This window comes from Reichenbachiella agarivorans, assembly GCF_025502585.1.
In the GTDB taxonomy this organism is placed as follows: domain Bacteria; phylum Bacteroidota; class Bacteroidia; order Cytophagales; family Cyclobacteriaceae; genus Reichenbachiella; species Reichenbachiella agarivorans.
Map to the genome: position 1 here is coordinate 997,959 of NZ_CP106679.1, position 14,653 is coordinate 1,012,611.

At 41.7% G+C, this 14,653-nt stretch carries 11 protein-coding genes; 4 read left to right on the top strand and 7 right to left on the bottom strand.

The annotated features are described in order from the left end of the window. The first annotated feature begins 12 nt into the window (after positions 1–12). From ileS to N6H18_RS04230, 3 genes are all read left to right on the top strand, one after another. On the top strand, positions 13–3,384 hold the full coding sequence (ileS, locus tag N6H18_RS04220) for an isoleucine--tRNA ligase (RefSeq protein ID WP_262310588.1): 3,372 nt from the start codon (positions 13–15) through the stop codon (positions 3,382–3,384). Positions 3,385–3,406: 22 nt separating this feature from the next. After that, positions 3,407–4,030 carry a lipoprotein signal peptidase gene (locus tag N6H18_RS04225; protein WP_262310589.1) on the top strand — a complete coding sequence of 208 codons (624 nt, stop codon included), beginning with the start codon at positions 3,407–3,409 and terminating at the stop codon, positions 4,028–4,030. A gap of 387 nt (positions 4,031–4,417) precedes the next feature. Then, positions 4,418–4,933, top strand: coding sequence for a nuclear transport factor 2 family protein (locus N6H18_RS04230; RefSeq protein WP_262310590.1), 516 nt, complete (start codon positions 4,418–4,420; stop codon positions 4,931–4,933). A 165-nt stretch (positions 4,934–5,098) separates the two neighbouring features. Here the strand turns inward: N6H18_RS04230 and N6H18_RS04235 are convergent, their stop codons facing one another. The 3 genes from N6H18_RS04235 to N6H18_RS04245 form a co-directional block, all read right to left on the bottom strand. After that, on the bottom strand, positions 5,099–6,112 hold the full coding sequence (locus N6H18_RS04235; protein WP_262310591.1) for a glutamine synthetase beta-grasp domain-containing protein: 1,014 nt from the start codon (positions 6,110–6,112) through the stop codon (positions 5,099–5,101). 256 nt (positions 6,113–6,368) lie between these two features. After that, positions 6,369–7,382 (bottom strand): porin, encoded by a 1,014-nt coding sequence (locus N6H18_RS04240; RefSeq protein ID WP_262310592.1) that lies wholly within the window; start codon positions 7,380–7,382, stop codon positions 6,369–6,371. A 104-nt stretch (positions 7,383–7,486) separates the two neighbouring features. After that, on the bottom strand, positions 7,487–8,746 hold the full coding sequence (locus N6H18_RS04245; protein ID WP_407692840.1) for an ammonium transporter: 1,260 nt from the start codon (positions 8,744–8,746) through the stop codon (positions 7,487–7,489). A gap of 518 nt (positions 8,747–9,264) precedes the next feature. Between N6H18_RS04245 and N6H18_RS04250 the strand changes: the two genes are divergently transcribed. Next, a complete protein-coding gene (locus N6H18_RS04250) occupies positions 9,265–9,606 on the top strand; it encodes a YraN family protein (RefSeq protein ID WP_262310594.1) in 342 nt (113 codons plus the stop codon). A gap of 290 nt (positions 9,607–9,896) precedes the next feature. Here the strand turns inward: N6H18_RS04250 and N6H18_RS04255 are convergent, their stop codons facing one another. The 4 genes from N6H18_RS04255 to N6H18_RS04270 form a co-directional block, all read right to left on the bottom strand. Further along, positions 9,897–11,666 carry an AMP-dependent synthetase/ligase gene (locus N6H18_RS04255; protein WP_262310595.1) on the bottom strand — a complete coding sequence of 590 codons (1,770 nt, stop codon included), beginning with the start codon at positions 11,664–11,666 and terminating at the stop codon, positions 9,897–9,899. An 81-nt stretch (positions 11,667–11,747) separates the two neighbouring features. Next, complete coding sequence (locus N6H18_RS04260) at positions 11,748–12,605, bottom strand: nucleoside phosphorylase (protein WP_262310596.1); 858 nt, start codon at positions 12,603–12,605, stop codon at positions 11,748–11,750. Positions 12,606–12,684: 79 nt separating this feature from the next. After that, positions 12,685–13,323: an acetyltransferase gene (locus N6H18_RS04265; protein WP_262310597.1), complete on the bottom strand. Its 639-nt coding sequence runs from the start codon at positions 13,321–13,323 to the stop codon at positions 12,685–12,687. A gap of 95 nt (positions 13,324–13,418) precedes the next feature. Next, a complete protein-coding gene (locus N6H18_RS04270; protein ID WP_262310598.1) occupies positions 13,419–14,636 on the bottom strand; it encodes a hypothetical protein in 1,218 nt (405 codons plus the stop codon). Positions 14,637–14,653: the final 17 nt, after the last annotated feature.

Below are 14,653 nucleotides of genomic sequence, written 5' to 3' on the forward strand. Positions count from 1 at the left end.
AAGATTAACACTGTGAAATACAGAGAATATAAAAACATCAATTACGCTGAGGTAGCGGACGAAGTATTGGATTTTTGGAAGAAAAACGAAGTCTTTAGGAAATCCGTGGATGAGAAAGAGGGGGCTGAGTCATTTGTGTTTTACGAAGGGCCACCATCTGCCAATGGCACCCCTGGTATTCACCACGTGATGGCAAGGGCTGTCAAAGACATCTTCTGTAGATACAAAACACTGAAAGGCTATCAAGTCAACCGAAAAGGCGGCTGGGACACCCATGGTCTGCCTGTTGAGCTTCAGGTCGAAAAGGAACTGGGAATCACCAAAGAAGACATTGGCAAAAAAATATCTGTAAAAGAGTACAATCAGAAGTGTCGTGAAGCGGTCATGAAATTCAAGAATGAATGGGATGAACTTACCGAAAAAATGGGGTATTGGGTCGATTTGGACAATCCCTACATTACCTTCGACAAGGACTACATGGAGACCCTCTGGCACTTGCTCAAGAGATTCTATGACAAAGACCTCCTGTACAAAGGATACACCATCCAACCATATTCTCCAGCTGCTGGGACTGGATTGAGTTCTCACGAGTTGAATCAGCCAGGTACCTATAGAGATGTCAAAGACACGACCGTAGTAGCGCAATTCAAAGTAAAGAAAACGCCAGCTAGCGAAAGACTGTTTGACGGAGACGAAGAGGTATTTTTCCTGGCATGGACGACTACCCCATGGACGTTGCCTTCAAACTCTGCCTTGGCGGTGGGCAAAAAAATCACTTATCTCAAAGTAAAAAGCTTCAACCCCTACACTTTCAAGCCTGTGTCTGTGATACTGGCCAAAGACCTAATGGGTAAATACTTTTCCGATAAGGCAAAGGACATTGCTCTCGAAGACTATAAGGAAGGAGATAAACTAATCCCTTGGGCTATCCAACAAGAATTTGTCGGCGAAGAACTAGTAGGTATGCCCTACGAGCAATTGATGCCTTATGTGACCAATGCTGAACTAGAGGCAAAGGCATTCAGAGTAATCCCTGGGGATTTTGTATCGACAGAGGATGGTACAGGTATCGTGCACATCGCACCGACCTTTGGTGCGGATGACTTTTTGGCAGCAAAACTGGCAGACGTACCTGCCGTGATGGTCAAAGACGAAACAGGCAAAGATGTCCCCCTAGTAGATCGTCAAGGCAAGTTCGTGGATGAAGTAACTGACTATGCTGGCAAATATGTCAAACCAGAATACTACAGTGATGAAATCGTTGCTGACAAGGATTTCAAAGCGACAGATGTACTGATTGCCATCCAACTCAAAGAAGAAAACAAAGCATTCAAAGTAGAGAAATATGAGCACAGTTACCCACACTGCTGGAGAACTGACAAGCCCGTATTGTATTATCCTTTGGATTCATGGTTTATCAAGACCACGGCTTACAAGGATAGACTGGTGGAACTCAACAAGACCATCAACTGGAAACCAGCCTCTACAGGAACGGGGCGTTTTGGCAACTGGTTGGAGAATTTGGTGGATTGGAATCTATCAAGATCTAGGTATTGGGGTACGCCGCTGCCTATCTGGGTGTCGGAGGACAAAAAGGAACAAAAGTGCATTGGTTCGATTGCTGAGCTGAAAGCTGAGATAGAAAAGGCCGTTGATGCTGGATTCATGACTGAGCAAATCGGTGATAATTTCGATCTACACAGACCTTATGTCGATGATATTTATTTGGTCAGTGATTCTGGACAAAAAATGTTCCGTGAGCCTGACCTGATTGATGTGTGGTTTGATTCTGGTGCCATGCCTTATGCACAATTCCACTTTATGGGAGAAGATCCCAAAGCTGATAGTGTGAAACAAGGCGGTTTGAACGAAGTGTATCCAGCAGATTTCATCGCAGAAGGTGTAGATCAGACCCGAGGTTGGTTTTTTACACTGCATGCCATCTCTGTGATGCTTTTTGATCAAGTTTCATTCAAAAATGTCATAGCAAACGGACTCGTCTTGGATAAAAATGGAAACAAAATGTCCAAACGTTTGGGCAATGCCGTCAATCCATTTGAAACACTCAAAAAATATGGCCCTGATGCTACGAGGTGGTACATGATCTCCAATGCCAATCCATGGGACAACCTCAAATTTGATATCGAAGGAGTCGCAGAATCACAAAGAAGGTTCTTTGGCACCCTATACAATACTTATTCATTCTTTGCGCTCTACGCCAATTTGGATGGTTTTTCCTTCAAGGAAGAAGAAATTCCATTGGAGAAGAGAACAGAAAGTGACCGATGGATCATCAGCAAACTCAACACCCTGGTCAAACTAGTAGATCAAGCCTACGATGAATATGAGCCAACCAAAGCAGCCAGATTGATTCAAAGCTTCGTGATCGATGATTTGAGTAACTGGTACGTGCGTCTCAACAGAAAGCGTTTCTGGAAAGGCGAGTACAACGAGGACAAATGTGCGGCCTATCAATCGCTCTACACTTGTCTCAAAACTGTGGCCAAATTGGGTTCTCCGATCGCACCATTCTTCTTGGATAGAATGTATGCTGATCTAAATGCTGTATCACAGAGCGAATCGCATGAGTCGGTTCATCTGGCAGATTTTCCTGTAGCCAATGAGCAAGCCATAGACAGCGAACTGGAAGCAAGAATGGAAATGGCACAAAATATCTCATCTCTCGTACATTCTCTGCGCAAGAAAGAAAGATTAAAGGTACGTCAACCGCTATCTAAGATTATGATTCCTGTGCTGAACGCCAGTACGGAAGCTCGGGTGAATGCCGTCAAAGATTTGATCTTGAACGAGGTAAATATCAAGGACATTGAATTCCTGAACGATGCTTCTGGCGTATTGGTCAAGTCAATCAAACCGAATTTCAGAAAATTGGGTAAAGAGTACGGTCCAAAAATGAAGGACATTGCCAATCTCATCACTGCGCTAGGTCAAGATCAAATCGCCGAGATCGAAAAGAATAATTCTCTATCAGTAGAATTGAATGGTGAAACCTATCAGTTGACACTAGAGGATGTAGAAATCGCTTCGCAAGACATCCCTGGATGGCTGGTTGCTAGTGAAAATGGATTGACTGTAGCACTAGACATCAATCTGACTGAGGAACTGAAACAAGAAGGGGTAGCTAGAGATTTGGTCAATAGGATTCAAAACCTGAGAAAGGATCAAGGACTAGAAGTCCAAGACAAGATTAAAATTAGCCTGAGTAGCAATGAAATAATCGTATCAGAGGCCGTCAATGCTTTCAATGAATACATCTGTGTGGAGACACAAGCCAACGAATTGGCGCTGGTAGAATCCATCAATGGTGGAGAGGAATTGGATATTGACGATTTGAAAATGATTGTTCAAATCGAAGTTTGCTAGTCGTATAACATAAGAGCAATAAATGAAATACTATAAATATTTTTTGATCAGCATAGCGGTTATCGTCTTGGATCAAATCGTGAAACTGGTCGTACACTTCAACATGGACATGGGTGTCAATGGTCAGATTCAGATCATAGGAGAGTACTTCAAACTCCACTACCTTACCAATCCAGGAATGGCCTTTGGTATGAAACTCGGTACAGAGTATGGGAAATTGTATTTGACCTTGTTCAGGTTGATTGCCATGGTCGGGATAGGGTATTACCTCCATACCTTGATCAAAAAGGAAGTTCCTACTGGATTGCTGGTTTGTATTGCATTGATATTAGGAGGAGCGATTGGCAATGTCATTGATAGTACTTTCTACGGTGTGTTCTTGGACAATGCTCCCTATGACGCACCGACTCCTTGGTTTTATGGCCAGGTTGTAGATATGTTTTACATAGATATATGGGAAGGAAGACTTCCTGACTGGTTGCCCATCATGGGTGGCAAGTACATGTCTCTCTGGCCTGTATTCAACATCGCAGATGCTGCCATTTTTGTAGGTGTAGCAATTATCCTCATCTTCCAGAAAAAATTCTTTATCGCCCCAAAAGAAGAAGCAGGGCAAGAGGTAGAAGAAGCAGGTACAACTGAGTAAAACTTTCACCTAGCAGGGACACCCAGTATTTTCAAGCAAAGTCTAGCTCGCTGGCTTATAAATCTAGGTTCGATTCATAAGAAAGGCTCTTGAGTGACATCAGAGCCAATTAAAGGACACTTGACAAATAGGCAAAGAAACCCTTGAAGGGGCATCAGTTGCAAGATATTTATACTCTAAATAAGGGTGGCACATGATTTGGTTGTCTGCTAAACATAAGACAACAAAAATGAAACAGTTCATCATTATATTGATTATCGTCCTACTCAGTGGCTCATTGATGGCTTTTGCAATATAAAAGGCAGCACCATTCGTCCCTTCTTTCACCCACTGACATACAGACACTTGATTTAGTTGCCATTTAATCGCAACTTCTACCTCAAAAAGATGAAAGTTCACTCGACAATTTATGCCATTCTGAGTAGTGCGCTCATATGGTCCTGTAATGAACAGAGCCCGAAAATCACTCAATACAGCCCTTCTTCACAAGAAATTGAAGTCAGACAAGTTGTATTGGATCTTTTTCAGGCAATGTACGACGGGGACAGTAGCAAGGCCAGCAAGGTTTTCAGACCTGAAGCAAAACTATACTCCATCTTTCAGCAAAATGATTCTACCCAATGGCACGAAGGCAGCGTCCCACAGTTTCTGACAGCCATAGGGAGCCCACACAACGTCAAATGGATTGAAAAAAGTTGGGATTACCAAATCACTATTGACGATGGTCTTGCTCAGGTTTGGTGCCAATATGCCTTCTTTGCTGGAGAACGATTTAGCCACTGCGGAGTGGACGCATTTCAACTAGTCCATACCCATGAAGGCTGGAAGATTTTTTCACTTGCCGATACAAGGAGAAAGGACGGTTGCATCTTTCCTACTGGTGAGTTTTTTGAACCGAAGTAGGTTTTGTCAGCAGAATTAAGTTTCGTGAGGACAAGAAACTTGGTAAGTAGAAAAGAAACTGTCGTCCACACTCTCAGCGAGGACGACAGTAAAGTCACTAATCCCAAGGCACAAAAAAAGGGCAACCGTATGGCTGCCCTTCTTACATTCTTATTGCTAAATAACTTAACCAGTTACAGTTTTAACTGTTTTGATGATTCTAGCAGCCACTTTGTACGGATCTGCGTTAGACGCTGGTCTTCTATCTTCTAGGTATCCACTCCATCCTTTGTTTTTAGTATAAAGAGGGATTCTGATTGAAGCTCCTCTATCAGATACTCCATAAGAGAAGTCATTGATAGAAGCCGTTTCGTGCTTACCAGTCAATCTTTGATCATTGTATGCACCATATACCTCGATGTGTTCTTTCACTACACCTCTGAATGCTTCACATACTTTTTTCACTTTTTCCTCAGATGCAGCCGTTCTCAAGAATGAGTTAGAGAAGTTGGCGTGCATTCCAGAACCATTCCAGTCAGTTTGACCTAGTGGTTTTGGGTGGTATTCTACATATACCCCATATTTTTCAGAAAGTCTTTCCATCAAGAATCTTCCGATCCAGATTTCATCACCCGCTTGTTGCGCGCCTTTTGCAAAAATTTGCCATTCCCACTGACCAGCAGCAACTTCACCATTGGTACCTTCGATGTTTAGACCAGCAGCGATGCAAAGATCCAAGTGCTCATCTTTAAATTCTCTACCGAATACATTTTGCCCACCTACACCACAGTAATATGGTCCTTGTGGCGCTGGATAACCGTTAGCAGGGAAGCCAACTGGACGGTTAGTCGCAGGATCCATCAAGAAGTACTCTTGCTCAAAACCAAACCAGAAATCATCATCCTTGTCGTCGATAGTTGCTCTTCCGTTGGTTACGTGAGGAGTACCGTCAGCATTCAATACTTCAGTCATTACCAAGTATCCATTCTCGATAGCTGGATCTGGACAAACGAAAACAGGTCTCATGATACAATCAGACGAACCACCTTCTGCTTGCTGCGTAGATGAACCATCGAATGACCAATCTTCACAATCTTCTAGTTTGCCACTGAAGTTGCTAACGACTTTCGTCTTGCTTCTTAGGGATTGAGTAGGCTTGTAACCATCTAGCCAAATGTACTCTAATTTTGATTTTGCCATTTTTCTATAAGTATTTAATAATTTTCTAATTCTAAGCTTTTTTCAATTTTTGGGGTTGTCGATTTTTTAAAGCAGATGAGTCAGATCTGTTTGGTTCTTTATGGAGAACTTACGTATAAATACGGAATCAAATTTAGCAACTTTTTTCAAACCATCATACTCTCAATAGATTCTATCCGGCTTTAATAGTTTTTGGTGTGGTCATATGACCACACCAAAACCATAAAATTGCTTAAACACTTAAATAAGTTCTTTATTAGAATGCAAACACTGCCGCAATACCAGCCTCTATAAATGAACCAGTACCTGCATCATCAGCATCTACGAAAATATCTTGATCAGATGAATCAAATCTAATCTCTGGGATAATTGTCAAAGGACCAGCAAAGATATTTCCTGACAAAGTCAATGAATTAATAGATGGCGCTCCATCAAACTCATATGCAAAATTCTCATATCTCAAGCCTAAAGCGAAAGAATCAGAGATTCCGTACTGTAGGTATGCCGCAGCACCAAAGAATCCTCCATCAGGATCGTCTCCATACTCCATGTTTTGAGAAACATTCGCACCGATGTAAAGTGCATCAGTAGCTTGGTATCCAGCAGTAATATCCCACTGCTTGAACTGAGAACCAGTGATGTAATTCAAATAAATATCTAAACCATCTACTGGAGACAATGTCAGCTGAGTACCAAAGTTATCCATACCTGTATAACTGTATGAATCCCACTGGGTTCCGAATACTCCTACCATCAAAGATACTTTATCCGAAAAAGCATAATCAGCTCTAACACCTGCGTTTTGGAAAGGACCATTTGAGAAAAGGTAAGAAGCTGTATAGTTAAAGTTAGCAGCTGGAGATATAACCTCATAACCTACAAACGTTCCCATAAAACCTCCAGTCATTGAGAATTTATCAGAAAATGCATATGAAACATACAAATTTTGGATACTTCCAGCAGCTGTTGCAGCTAAACCTGTATTATCACCAGCGCCATCACCACGAGGACCAAAACCTAATTCTCCTACGAAAGTAGCTTTACCTACAGTTTTGGAGAGTGCTAAGTCAATCATACCAATACCAACAGCTGCTTGATCCTCAGCAAACCAAGTTGTTCTATTCTTAGTATCAGAAAAATCGGCAAAATAATAAGTATCAACGGATCCTGAAATCTCCAATGGAGAAGAAGATTCCTCTTCATCTTGTGCATTAGCAGCAAAAGAGGCAATTAAAAGTGCAGCCAATAATATTTTGGTAAATTTTTTCATTTTAATTTTGATTTAGAGTTGAAATATTTTTAGAGAATAAAAAGACCTGCTCGCTGTGTTCGCACCACAGTGTGAACAGGTCTTTTTTTATGTTTTAATGATTATTACTCAACAATGATGGTATAACCTCTGATACCGTGCTCATGGCTGTCAAGACCTTCGGTCTCATGTTGCTCAGACACTCTGATACCAATAGTTTTCTTCATCACAAAGAACAAGATGAAAGCGATTGGGAATGCTGCAGCAGCATAGCAAAGCACTCCGATCAATTGAGTCATGAATGAGAACTCACCGATACCGAAGATACCTACGGCCAGTGTACCCCAGATACCACATGTCAAGTGAACAGAAACTGCACCTACTACGTCATCCAATTTGAACTTGTCCAAAGTAATCGCAGAGAATACCACAATCACACCAGCTACTGCACCAATGATCAATGCAGAAGGAACTGAAACCACATCAGCACCAGCTGTGATACCTACTAGACCAGCCAAGATACCGTTGAGCATCATACCCAAATCCATTCTTTTGAAGACGAATTTTGCAGTGATGAAACCAAATAGACCACCTGTACATGCAGCAAGACAAGTTGTAACCAATACATAAGATACTAGATCTGGATCAGCAGACAAGACAGAGCCGCCGTTGAATCCGAACCAACCTAACCATAGCAAGAATACACCGATAACTGCCAACGGAACAGATGCTCCTGGCTTGTCGATCACTTTGCCATCTACGTATTTGCCCAATCTTGGTCCCAAAACCATGATACCGGCCAATGCACCCCATCCACCAACAGAGTGAACCAAAGTAGATCCTGCGAAATCATAGAAGCCCATGCCATCAAGGAATCCACCACCCCATTTCCATGAACCTAGGATAGGGTAAACCAAACCTACGTAGATCACAGTGAAGATCATGTAAGCAGAAACTTTTACGCGCTCAGCGATTGCACCTGATACGATAGTTGCAGCTGTCGCAGCAAACATCCCTTGGAACAAGAAGTCAGTCCAGTAAGTGTAACCAGCACTTGCGTAATCAATTGAATCACCATCAGTTGCTGAATCAAATCCAATGAATGGACCAGCAAAACCCAAATAACCGTTGAATTCACCAGGATACATCAAGTTGAAACCACAGATGTAGTAAGTCAACAAACCGATGATAGGTGTGATAGTGTTTTTAAACAGGATGTTTACTGTGTTTTTGGATTGTCCAAAACCAGCCTCCACACCTGCAAAGCCTAAGTGCATGATAAACACCAAAGCTGTAGCCAACATCATCCAGATGTTGTTTGCCGTAAAAAGTGCAACAGCTCCTTCGGAAGCTTGAGCCGCAACCTCTGTAGACATCTCACTCATTACATTAGTCAAAATTGTCATAGCAATAATTTTAAGTTTAAAATAATTTATAGTTCTAGTCAGCCTAAAAAATGAGACTGCTGCTAGCCTCATTCTGCTGAGTGAAACACTTAGTTGTGTGCCACTGTTGACTTATCGTTTCCCTTTAAATCTTCGGTGACTGTGAGTGCTTTTTTATTTCCTCAGACGCTAAAGTAACAAAACCAAGTAGAACTACTTAGTTGTTACGCATAAATTCACATGATTTCAGTAATATTTATAGTATTTCTAATTTTGCACGTAATTCTTTGATTTATTTGAAATTCACTGCACACAACATGTCATTCATTGATAAATATTCAATAAAACAGCTCTAATATTGACAGAAACACACCTATTATGCGGTGTTTACATTTTATTTATTGCGTTATAGCAGGTTTATTGCTCGGTATTTTTACCCGAAGCACCTAAAAACGCAAAGATGGGAGATACGTAAATTTTTACGTACATTAGTATATAGTGAAACTGTAGCACTTAGCATGAATAATCAACAAACTGGAGTAGACGCAGAAAATCTAGCGGCAAACTATTATGTACAAAGAGGTTTCAAGATATTGGAAAGAAACTACCGATACCGAAAAGCTGAAATCGATATCATTGCAAGGAGCAAGGATCTGATTGTTTTTATTGAAGTGAAATTTAGAAAAGGCAATAGATACGGATACCCCGAGGAATTTGTCTCTAAAAATCAAAGGTCACTCATTCTGTCTGGTGCGGATCACTACCTCACCAAAATTGACTGGCAAAAAAATATCCGGTTCGACATCATATCAATAGATGCACAAATGAAGATCACACCATTTGAGGATGCGTTTCACTAAGAACCTGAGTTCGATTCTGAAAGAGGGTTCATGATCCACAAGAGACTATAGTACTCCTTATTGGTAGGACCACAAACTGTGGTTATTAAGCTTCTGGACTTGGCTTGGTAGTGTAAATTAAACTCTGCCTTCTTTGTTTACTCATTAGGTTTATGATCTAAGGGTAATCTATAATACTCCCTCATAGGAATGTGTGATGCCATCAATTGTTTTGTTTTAGGTAATGGGATGACTCCAAAAGTCCACCCCCTAACCCCCGCCAGCGGGGGAAACTTAAAATCGAACTCTGGTCAAGACGAAAGACCATAAATACGCTCTATCAAGTTCGCAAATTTATCTCTGATCACTCTTCGCTTCAACTTGAGTGTAGGTGTCAACTCCCCTGTGTCAATTCCCCAAACGCTTTCCACGATTTCAAATCGTTTGACTTGTTCCCAGTTACCAAAGTCTTCATTGAAGCGATTGATTTCAGCCTGATAAAGTTCCAAAACTTTTGGATGACGGTACAAGATTTCAGGATTGGTGTCAATTATATTTTGACTTTTGCTCCACTCCTCTAGCGCCTCTTTGTTCGGTACAATCAGTGCTGACGGAAATTTCTGCCCCTCACCCAATATCATGATTTGTTCTATATAGGGAGACTCCTTGAATCGATTCTCCATCTGCTGTGGCGCAATATATTTTCCTCCTGAAGTCTTAAACATTTCCTTCTTCCGGTCAGTGATGCGCAAAAAACCGTCTTCCAGCACACCAATGTCTCCAGTATGAAACCAGCCCTCGACCATGACATCTGCAGTCTGCTCAGGAGACCTATAATATCCCAACATCACATTGGGACCTTTGCAAAGAATCTCGCCATCTTCGGCAATCTTCACCTCTATTCGATCCAAAACTTTGCCAACACTCCCTACCTTCACACCACCTTCATATGGCACGTTGAAGGCGATACCTGGAGACGTCTCAGTCAACCCATACCCCTCACATACAGGAATCTCGGCGGCCCAAAACACCCTAGCCAATCTAGGCTGCAATGCTGCCGCACCCACCAATATATATGACAAATCATTCCCCAATGCTTCCTTCCACTTGGAGAACACTAGCTTTCTAGCCAATGTCAATTGCAGATTGTACCAAAGGCCTTGATCTGTGAAGGGTTCAAATTGCAATCCCAAATCCACCGCCCAAAAGAACAGTTTTCTCTTGGCCCATGACAATTCATATCCCTTTGAAATGATCTTATCGTAGATTTTTTCAAGCAACCTAGGGACTGTGGTAAACATTTGCGGACGCACCTCTTTCAGGTTTTCACCAATCGTATCCATGCTTTCGGCATAATAAACAGATATCCCGCTATAGAAATAGAAAAAGGAAGCTGTCCTCTCCAAAATATGGCAAAGGGGCAAAAAACTCAATGCTTTGGATCCTGCATCCAGCAAATCCTTCAAGGCACTTTTCACCGCCAGTGCATTGCTGACTACATTCTCATGGCTGAGCATGACACCCTTGGGTCTGCCTGTGGTCCCTGATGTATATATAATGGTGAACAAATCGTTTGGTACAATTGCCGCTTTGCGCTGCGCCATCACGTGCAAATCTCCCTCTGGATCCAGACTCAAAATCTGCTTCCAATTCGCCGCACCCTCCACATCATCAAAAGAATACAAATGTTCAATAGACAAATCCTGACTTGCCAATTGTGCCTTTGAGATCAACTCACTGCTTGACGCAAAGATGACTTTGACTCCTGCATGTTCGAAAATATATTTGAAATCATCCGCAGTAATCGTAGGGTACATCGGGACTGAAACAGCACCGATTTCTGCACAGGCTTGATCCACAAAATTCCACTCTGGCCGATTGGATGAGATGATGGCCACCTTATCACCAGGCTCCACACCCAACTTGATGAGGCCTAGTCCTAGCTTGGCAACAATATCGAGTACGTCCTGTGTAGAATATTTCTTCCAACTCCCATTTTGCTTGTGAGCCAAACAAACGCTCTGAGGCGTCATATCCCTTTGATAATATAGAAAATCAAATACGCGAGTTGGTGTTTTCATAATCACAATTTTACCCTTTAAGATAACAAATTGCCTCACAAAAGCCTATTGAGGAGCTGCCTGTGTGACAAGATTCTTAAACTAAAGTCTGTCTAAAACCTTCTTGATTAAAGAATCAATTACTTTATCTGGATCCTTAGAGAATTTGTTCTTGACTCTATTGGCGATGATGGCATTGAGGCTGAGTACTTCGTGTCCCATCAATCTACCCAGTGCATAGTAGCCTGCAGTCTCCATCTCAAAATTTGTCAACCAAAAATCCTCCATATGAAAATACATCAGATCTTCCATCAAATGGGGATAGGTCACATCCATCCTTACGATCCTACCTTGTGGTGCATAAAAACCAGGGCACGTTACAGTATTGCCTCGCACCATATCATGGGCAAATTTTTCCCTCAGTATGGTAGAACCCTCCACACAATAAGGTTTGAAAGGAAAATTGAGATACTCTTTGAGTTTATTGGTCAGTGTGTTTTCAAAACCAGTCTGGCGTAGGTTGTAAAAAGTCATCAAAGTATCCAGTCCGATTCCGAAATCGGAAACCAAATGAGAACCCAACCTGAGGTCTTCCTGAAGGCTCCCTGAGGTACCGATGCGTATGATATTAAGCTTTCTCTTTTTTGCCCTGACTTCTCTGGTTTCTAGATCTACATTGGCCAATGCATCAATCTCTGTCATGAAGATCTCGACATTATCAGTTCCCATTCCTGTGCTAATGACCGTGACCTTTTTGCCTTTGTATGTACCCTTGTGCGTGATGAACTCACGACGATTCATCTCAAAATCAATCTTATCAAAGTATTGACTGACCCGAAACACACGGCTAGGATCTCCAACCGTGATGATGGTATCAGTAATGTTTTCAGGTTTCAGATTCAGATGGTAGACACTACCGTCTTTGTTGATTATTAGATCAGTCTCAGATATTACTTGCATTATGTTAAGAGCTCAAGAGAGATTTCAAGATAATGAAAAGTTTGAATACCCACCGAATAGAATGATTTCAAATAGAAAATTACTTTTTCACCTCTACTGCTGGATTACCAAATACAGTTTGATTGGCAGCTACGTCACTGATCACGACAGAGCCTGCACCCACTCTCGCTCCCTTGCCCAAAGTCACGCCAGAAATAATCACTGATCCAGACCCAATAAAAGCGCCACTCTCAGCAACTACACCTGCTCCCACAACCGCTCCAGCACCTACTTGCACAAAATCACCCAGTTGGGCTGAGTGATCCACAGTAGATCCAGAATGTATCAAACAGTGATTTCCTATCGTCACACCCGCACCGATAGTCACTCCTGCATTGATAAAATTGCCATGACCCATGATACTTGATTTAGAGATATGAGCACCCCTGTGGATAGCATTGACGGGCATTTTTTTTCGCTCATCGATGAGCATCTTAGCAAAACTCTTTTTCTCTTTGTTATCGTCCGTCGCAATAAATGCCTCGCACTTTTTACCAATCACTTTCAAAAGTTCTTCATCCGAGGTGCTGCCTAAAACGGGCACATTGTCTATTTCAGTGTTGTGCAAACCTTTGTTGTCATCCAAAAATCCATAAATCACATTGCCGTTTGACTCAAAAATCTCCAAAGCGGCTCTTCCCAAACCGCCAGCACCAAATATTATTACTGGGTTATCCATGCGGCAAAGTTATCTATTCTAGTAGATATCTAAATACTAGAACCAGGAAGCAAGACTTAAAAATGAGAATATTGCCATTATCGTGATTCTTAAACTCACTTAGTATTATGCTTTTTATTTTGTACCTCATCATTGCTGCTATCAATTCGGGAGCGAAAGCCTACAATTAGCATCACAAGGAAGGGTAGATAATACACTTTGTATCTGGCAATAGTACCCAAATTGGGCACGCTATAAGACAGAAATAAAGCACAAAGAATAACATATGCCAACATGGCCAAAATTTCTGGTTTTAGGTTTGGAGGAATGAAAACTTTCCGTTTGAAGATGCCAATCGCACCAATCAAAAGAAAAGTGTTCTCTACACTACTTAGCCAAAAAGGAAAATAAAATGACTCTCCAATCAAGGGTCTAAACAAACCTGAAAATGCAAAGTATAACACATTGATCACATCATCTAGCACAGTGTCGGTTACATGTATGACAGGCAAACGGTTCGCCGCATGGGTTTCCGAGAGTATAAAAAGATGGTTGGACTGTATGACTACCGAAAACTTTTCCCAACTAAAATTATAACTCAAGCTGTGTAAAAAAAACCATACAGGAAGTAACATCGCTGCTGCCAGCATGCCAGATTTTAGCCAAAAAGGCCAAGTTGCGAACATCCTATTTTCACTCCAGTGATACACCCACACAAAAACTAGTGCAGGTAACAAAAGTGCAGCGATGTAATACTTAAGTACAATCAGTACGCCCAGAGCGCATGAAAGTAACATGTAATCATACCAGCGTCGCTTTGGACCAGATTGAAGTCCAGCATAAAAACCCACAATAATAAATACGGCAGCAAAGGCCAGACTTTCCTTGAGCAATCCTGATGACCAAAAAACAGTAGATGGAAAATAAAACAAAGCAATAATTGATGCAAGGCGCAGACTCGGCAGCCAAATGGTGAGTTTACAAACCGCATAACAAACCCCTAAAAAACTAAACACTGAAAAATAAATAGCGCACAACCAATAATCCGCATGTGTCACATAGATCAGCACTGCCACGCATCGAGAAAACCAAATTGCCCTGACTGGGTCAGAAATCAATACTGTTTCCGTAACAGACCGCCAAAAATCATCCCTCTGTACATAAATCAATGCCTGCTGATAGTAATAGAAAGTATCACCACCATCATAATGATACTGGTATAGCAACCCAACCAACACACCACATAGCAACTTGAAGCTCAACCCCGAAAGAAAAACAAGAGGAGACAGTAACTTCCTGGCTGACCTATAGGCCAGCATGACTACTAGGGTCATAAAAACAAGATTGAATA

What these genes read in the sequence shown, in the direction of transcription:
- N6H18_RS04225 (WP_262310589.1), top strand. Translation starts at nt 3,407, where the DNA reads ATGAAATACTATAAATATTTTTTGATCAGCATAGCGGTTATCGTCTTG.
- N6H18_RS04230 (WP_262310590.1), top strand. Translation starts at nt 4,418, where the DNA reads ATGAAAGTTCACTCGACAATTTATGCCATTCTGAGTAGTGCGCTCATA.
- N6H18_RS04235 (WP_262310591.1), bottom strand. Translation starts at nt 6,112, where the DNA reads ATGGCAAAATCAAAATTAGAGTACATTTGGCTAGATGGTTACAAGCCT.
- N6H18_RS04240 (WP_262310592.1), bottom strand. Translation starts at nt 7,382, where the DNA reads ATGAAAAAATTTACCAAAATATTATTGGCTGCACTTTTAATTGCCTCT.
- N6H18_RS04245 (WP_407692840.1), bottom strand. Translation starts at nt 8,746, where the DNA reads ATGAGTGAGATGTCTACAGAGGTTGCGGCTCAAGCTTCCGAAGGAGCT.
- N6H18_RS04250 (WP_262310594.1), top strand. Translation starts at nt 9,265, where the DNA reads ATGAATAATCAACAAACTGGAGTAGACGCAGAAAATCTAGCGGCAAAC.
- N6H18_RS04255 (WP_262310595.1), bottom strand. Translation starts at nt 11,666, where the DNA reads ATGAAAACACCAACTCGCGTATTTGATTTTCTATATTATCAAAGGGAT.
- N6H18_RS04260 (WP_262310596.1), bottom strand. Translation starts at nt 12,605, where the DNA reads ATGCAAGTAATATCTGAGACTGATCTAATAATCAACAAAGACGGTAGT.
- N6H18_RS04265 (WP_262310597.1), bottom strand. Translation starts at nt 13,323, where the DNA reads ATGGATAACCCAGTAATAATATTTGGTGCTGGCGGTTTGGGAAGAGCC.
- N6H18_RS04270 (WP_262310598.1), bottom strand. Translation starts at nt 14,636, where the DNA reads ATGACCCTAGTAGTCATGCTGGCCTATAGGTCAGCCAGGAAGTTACTG.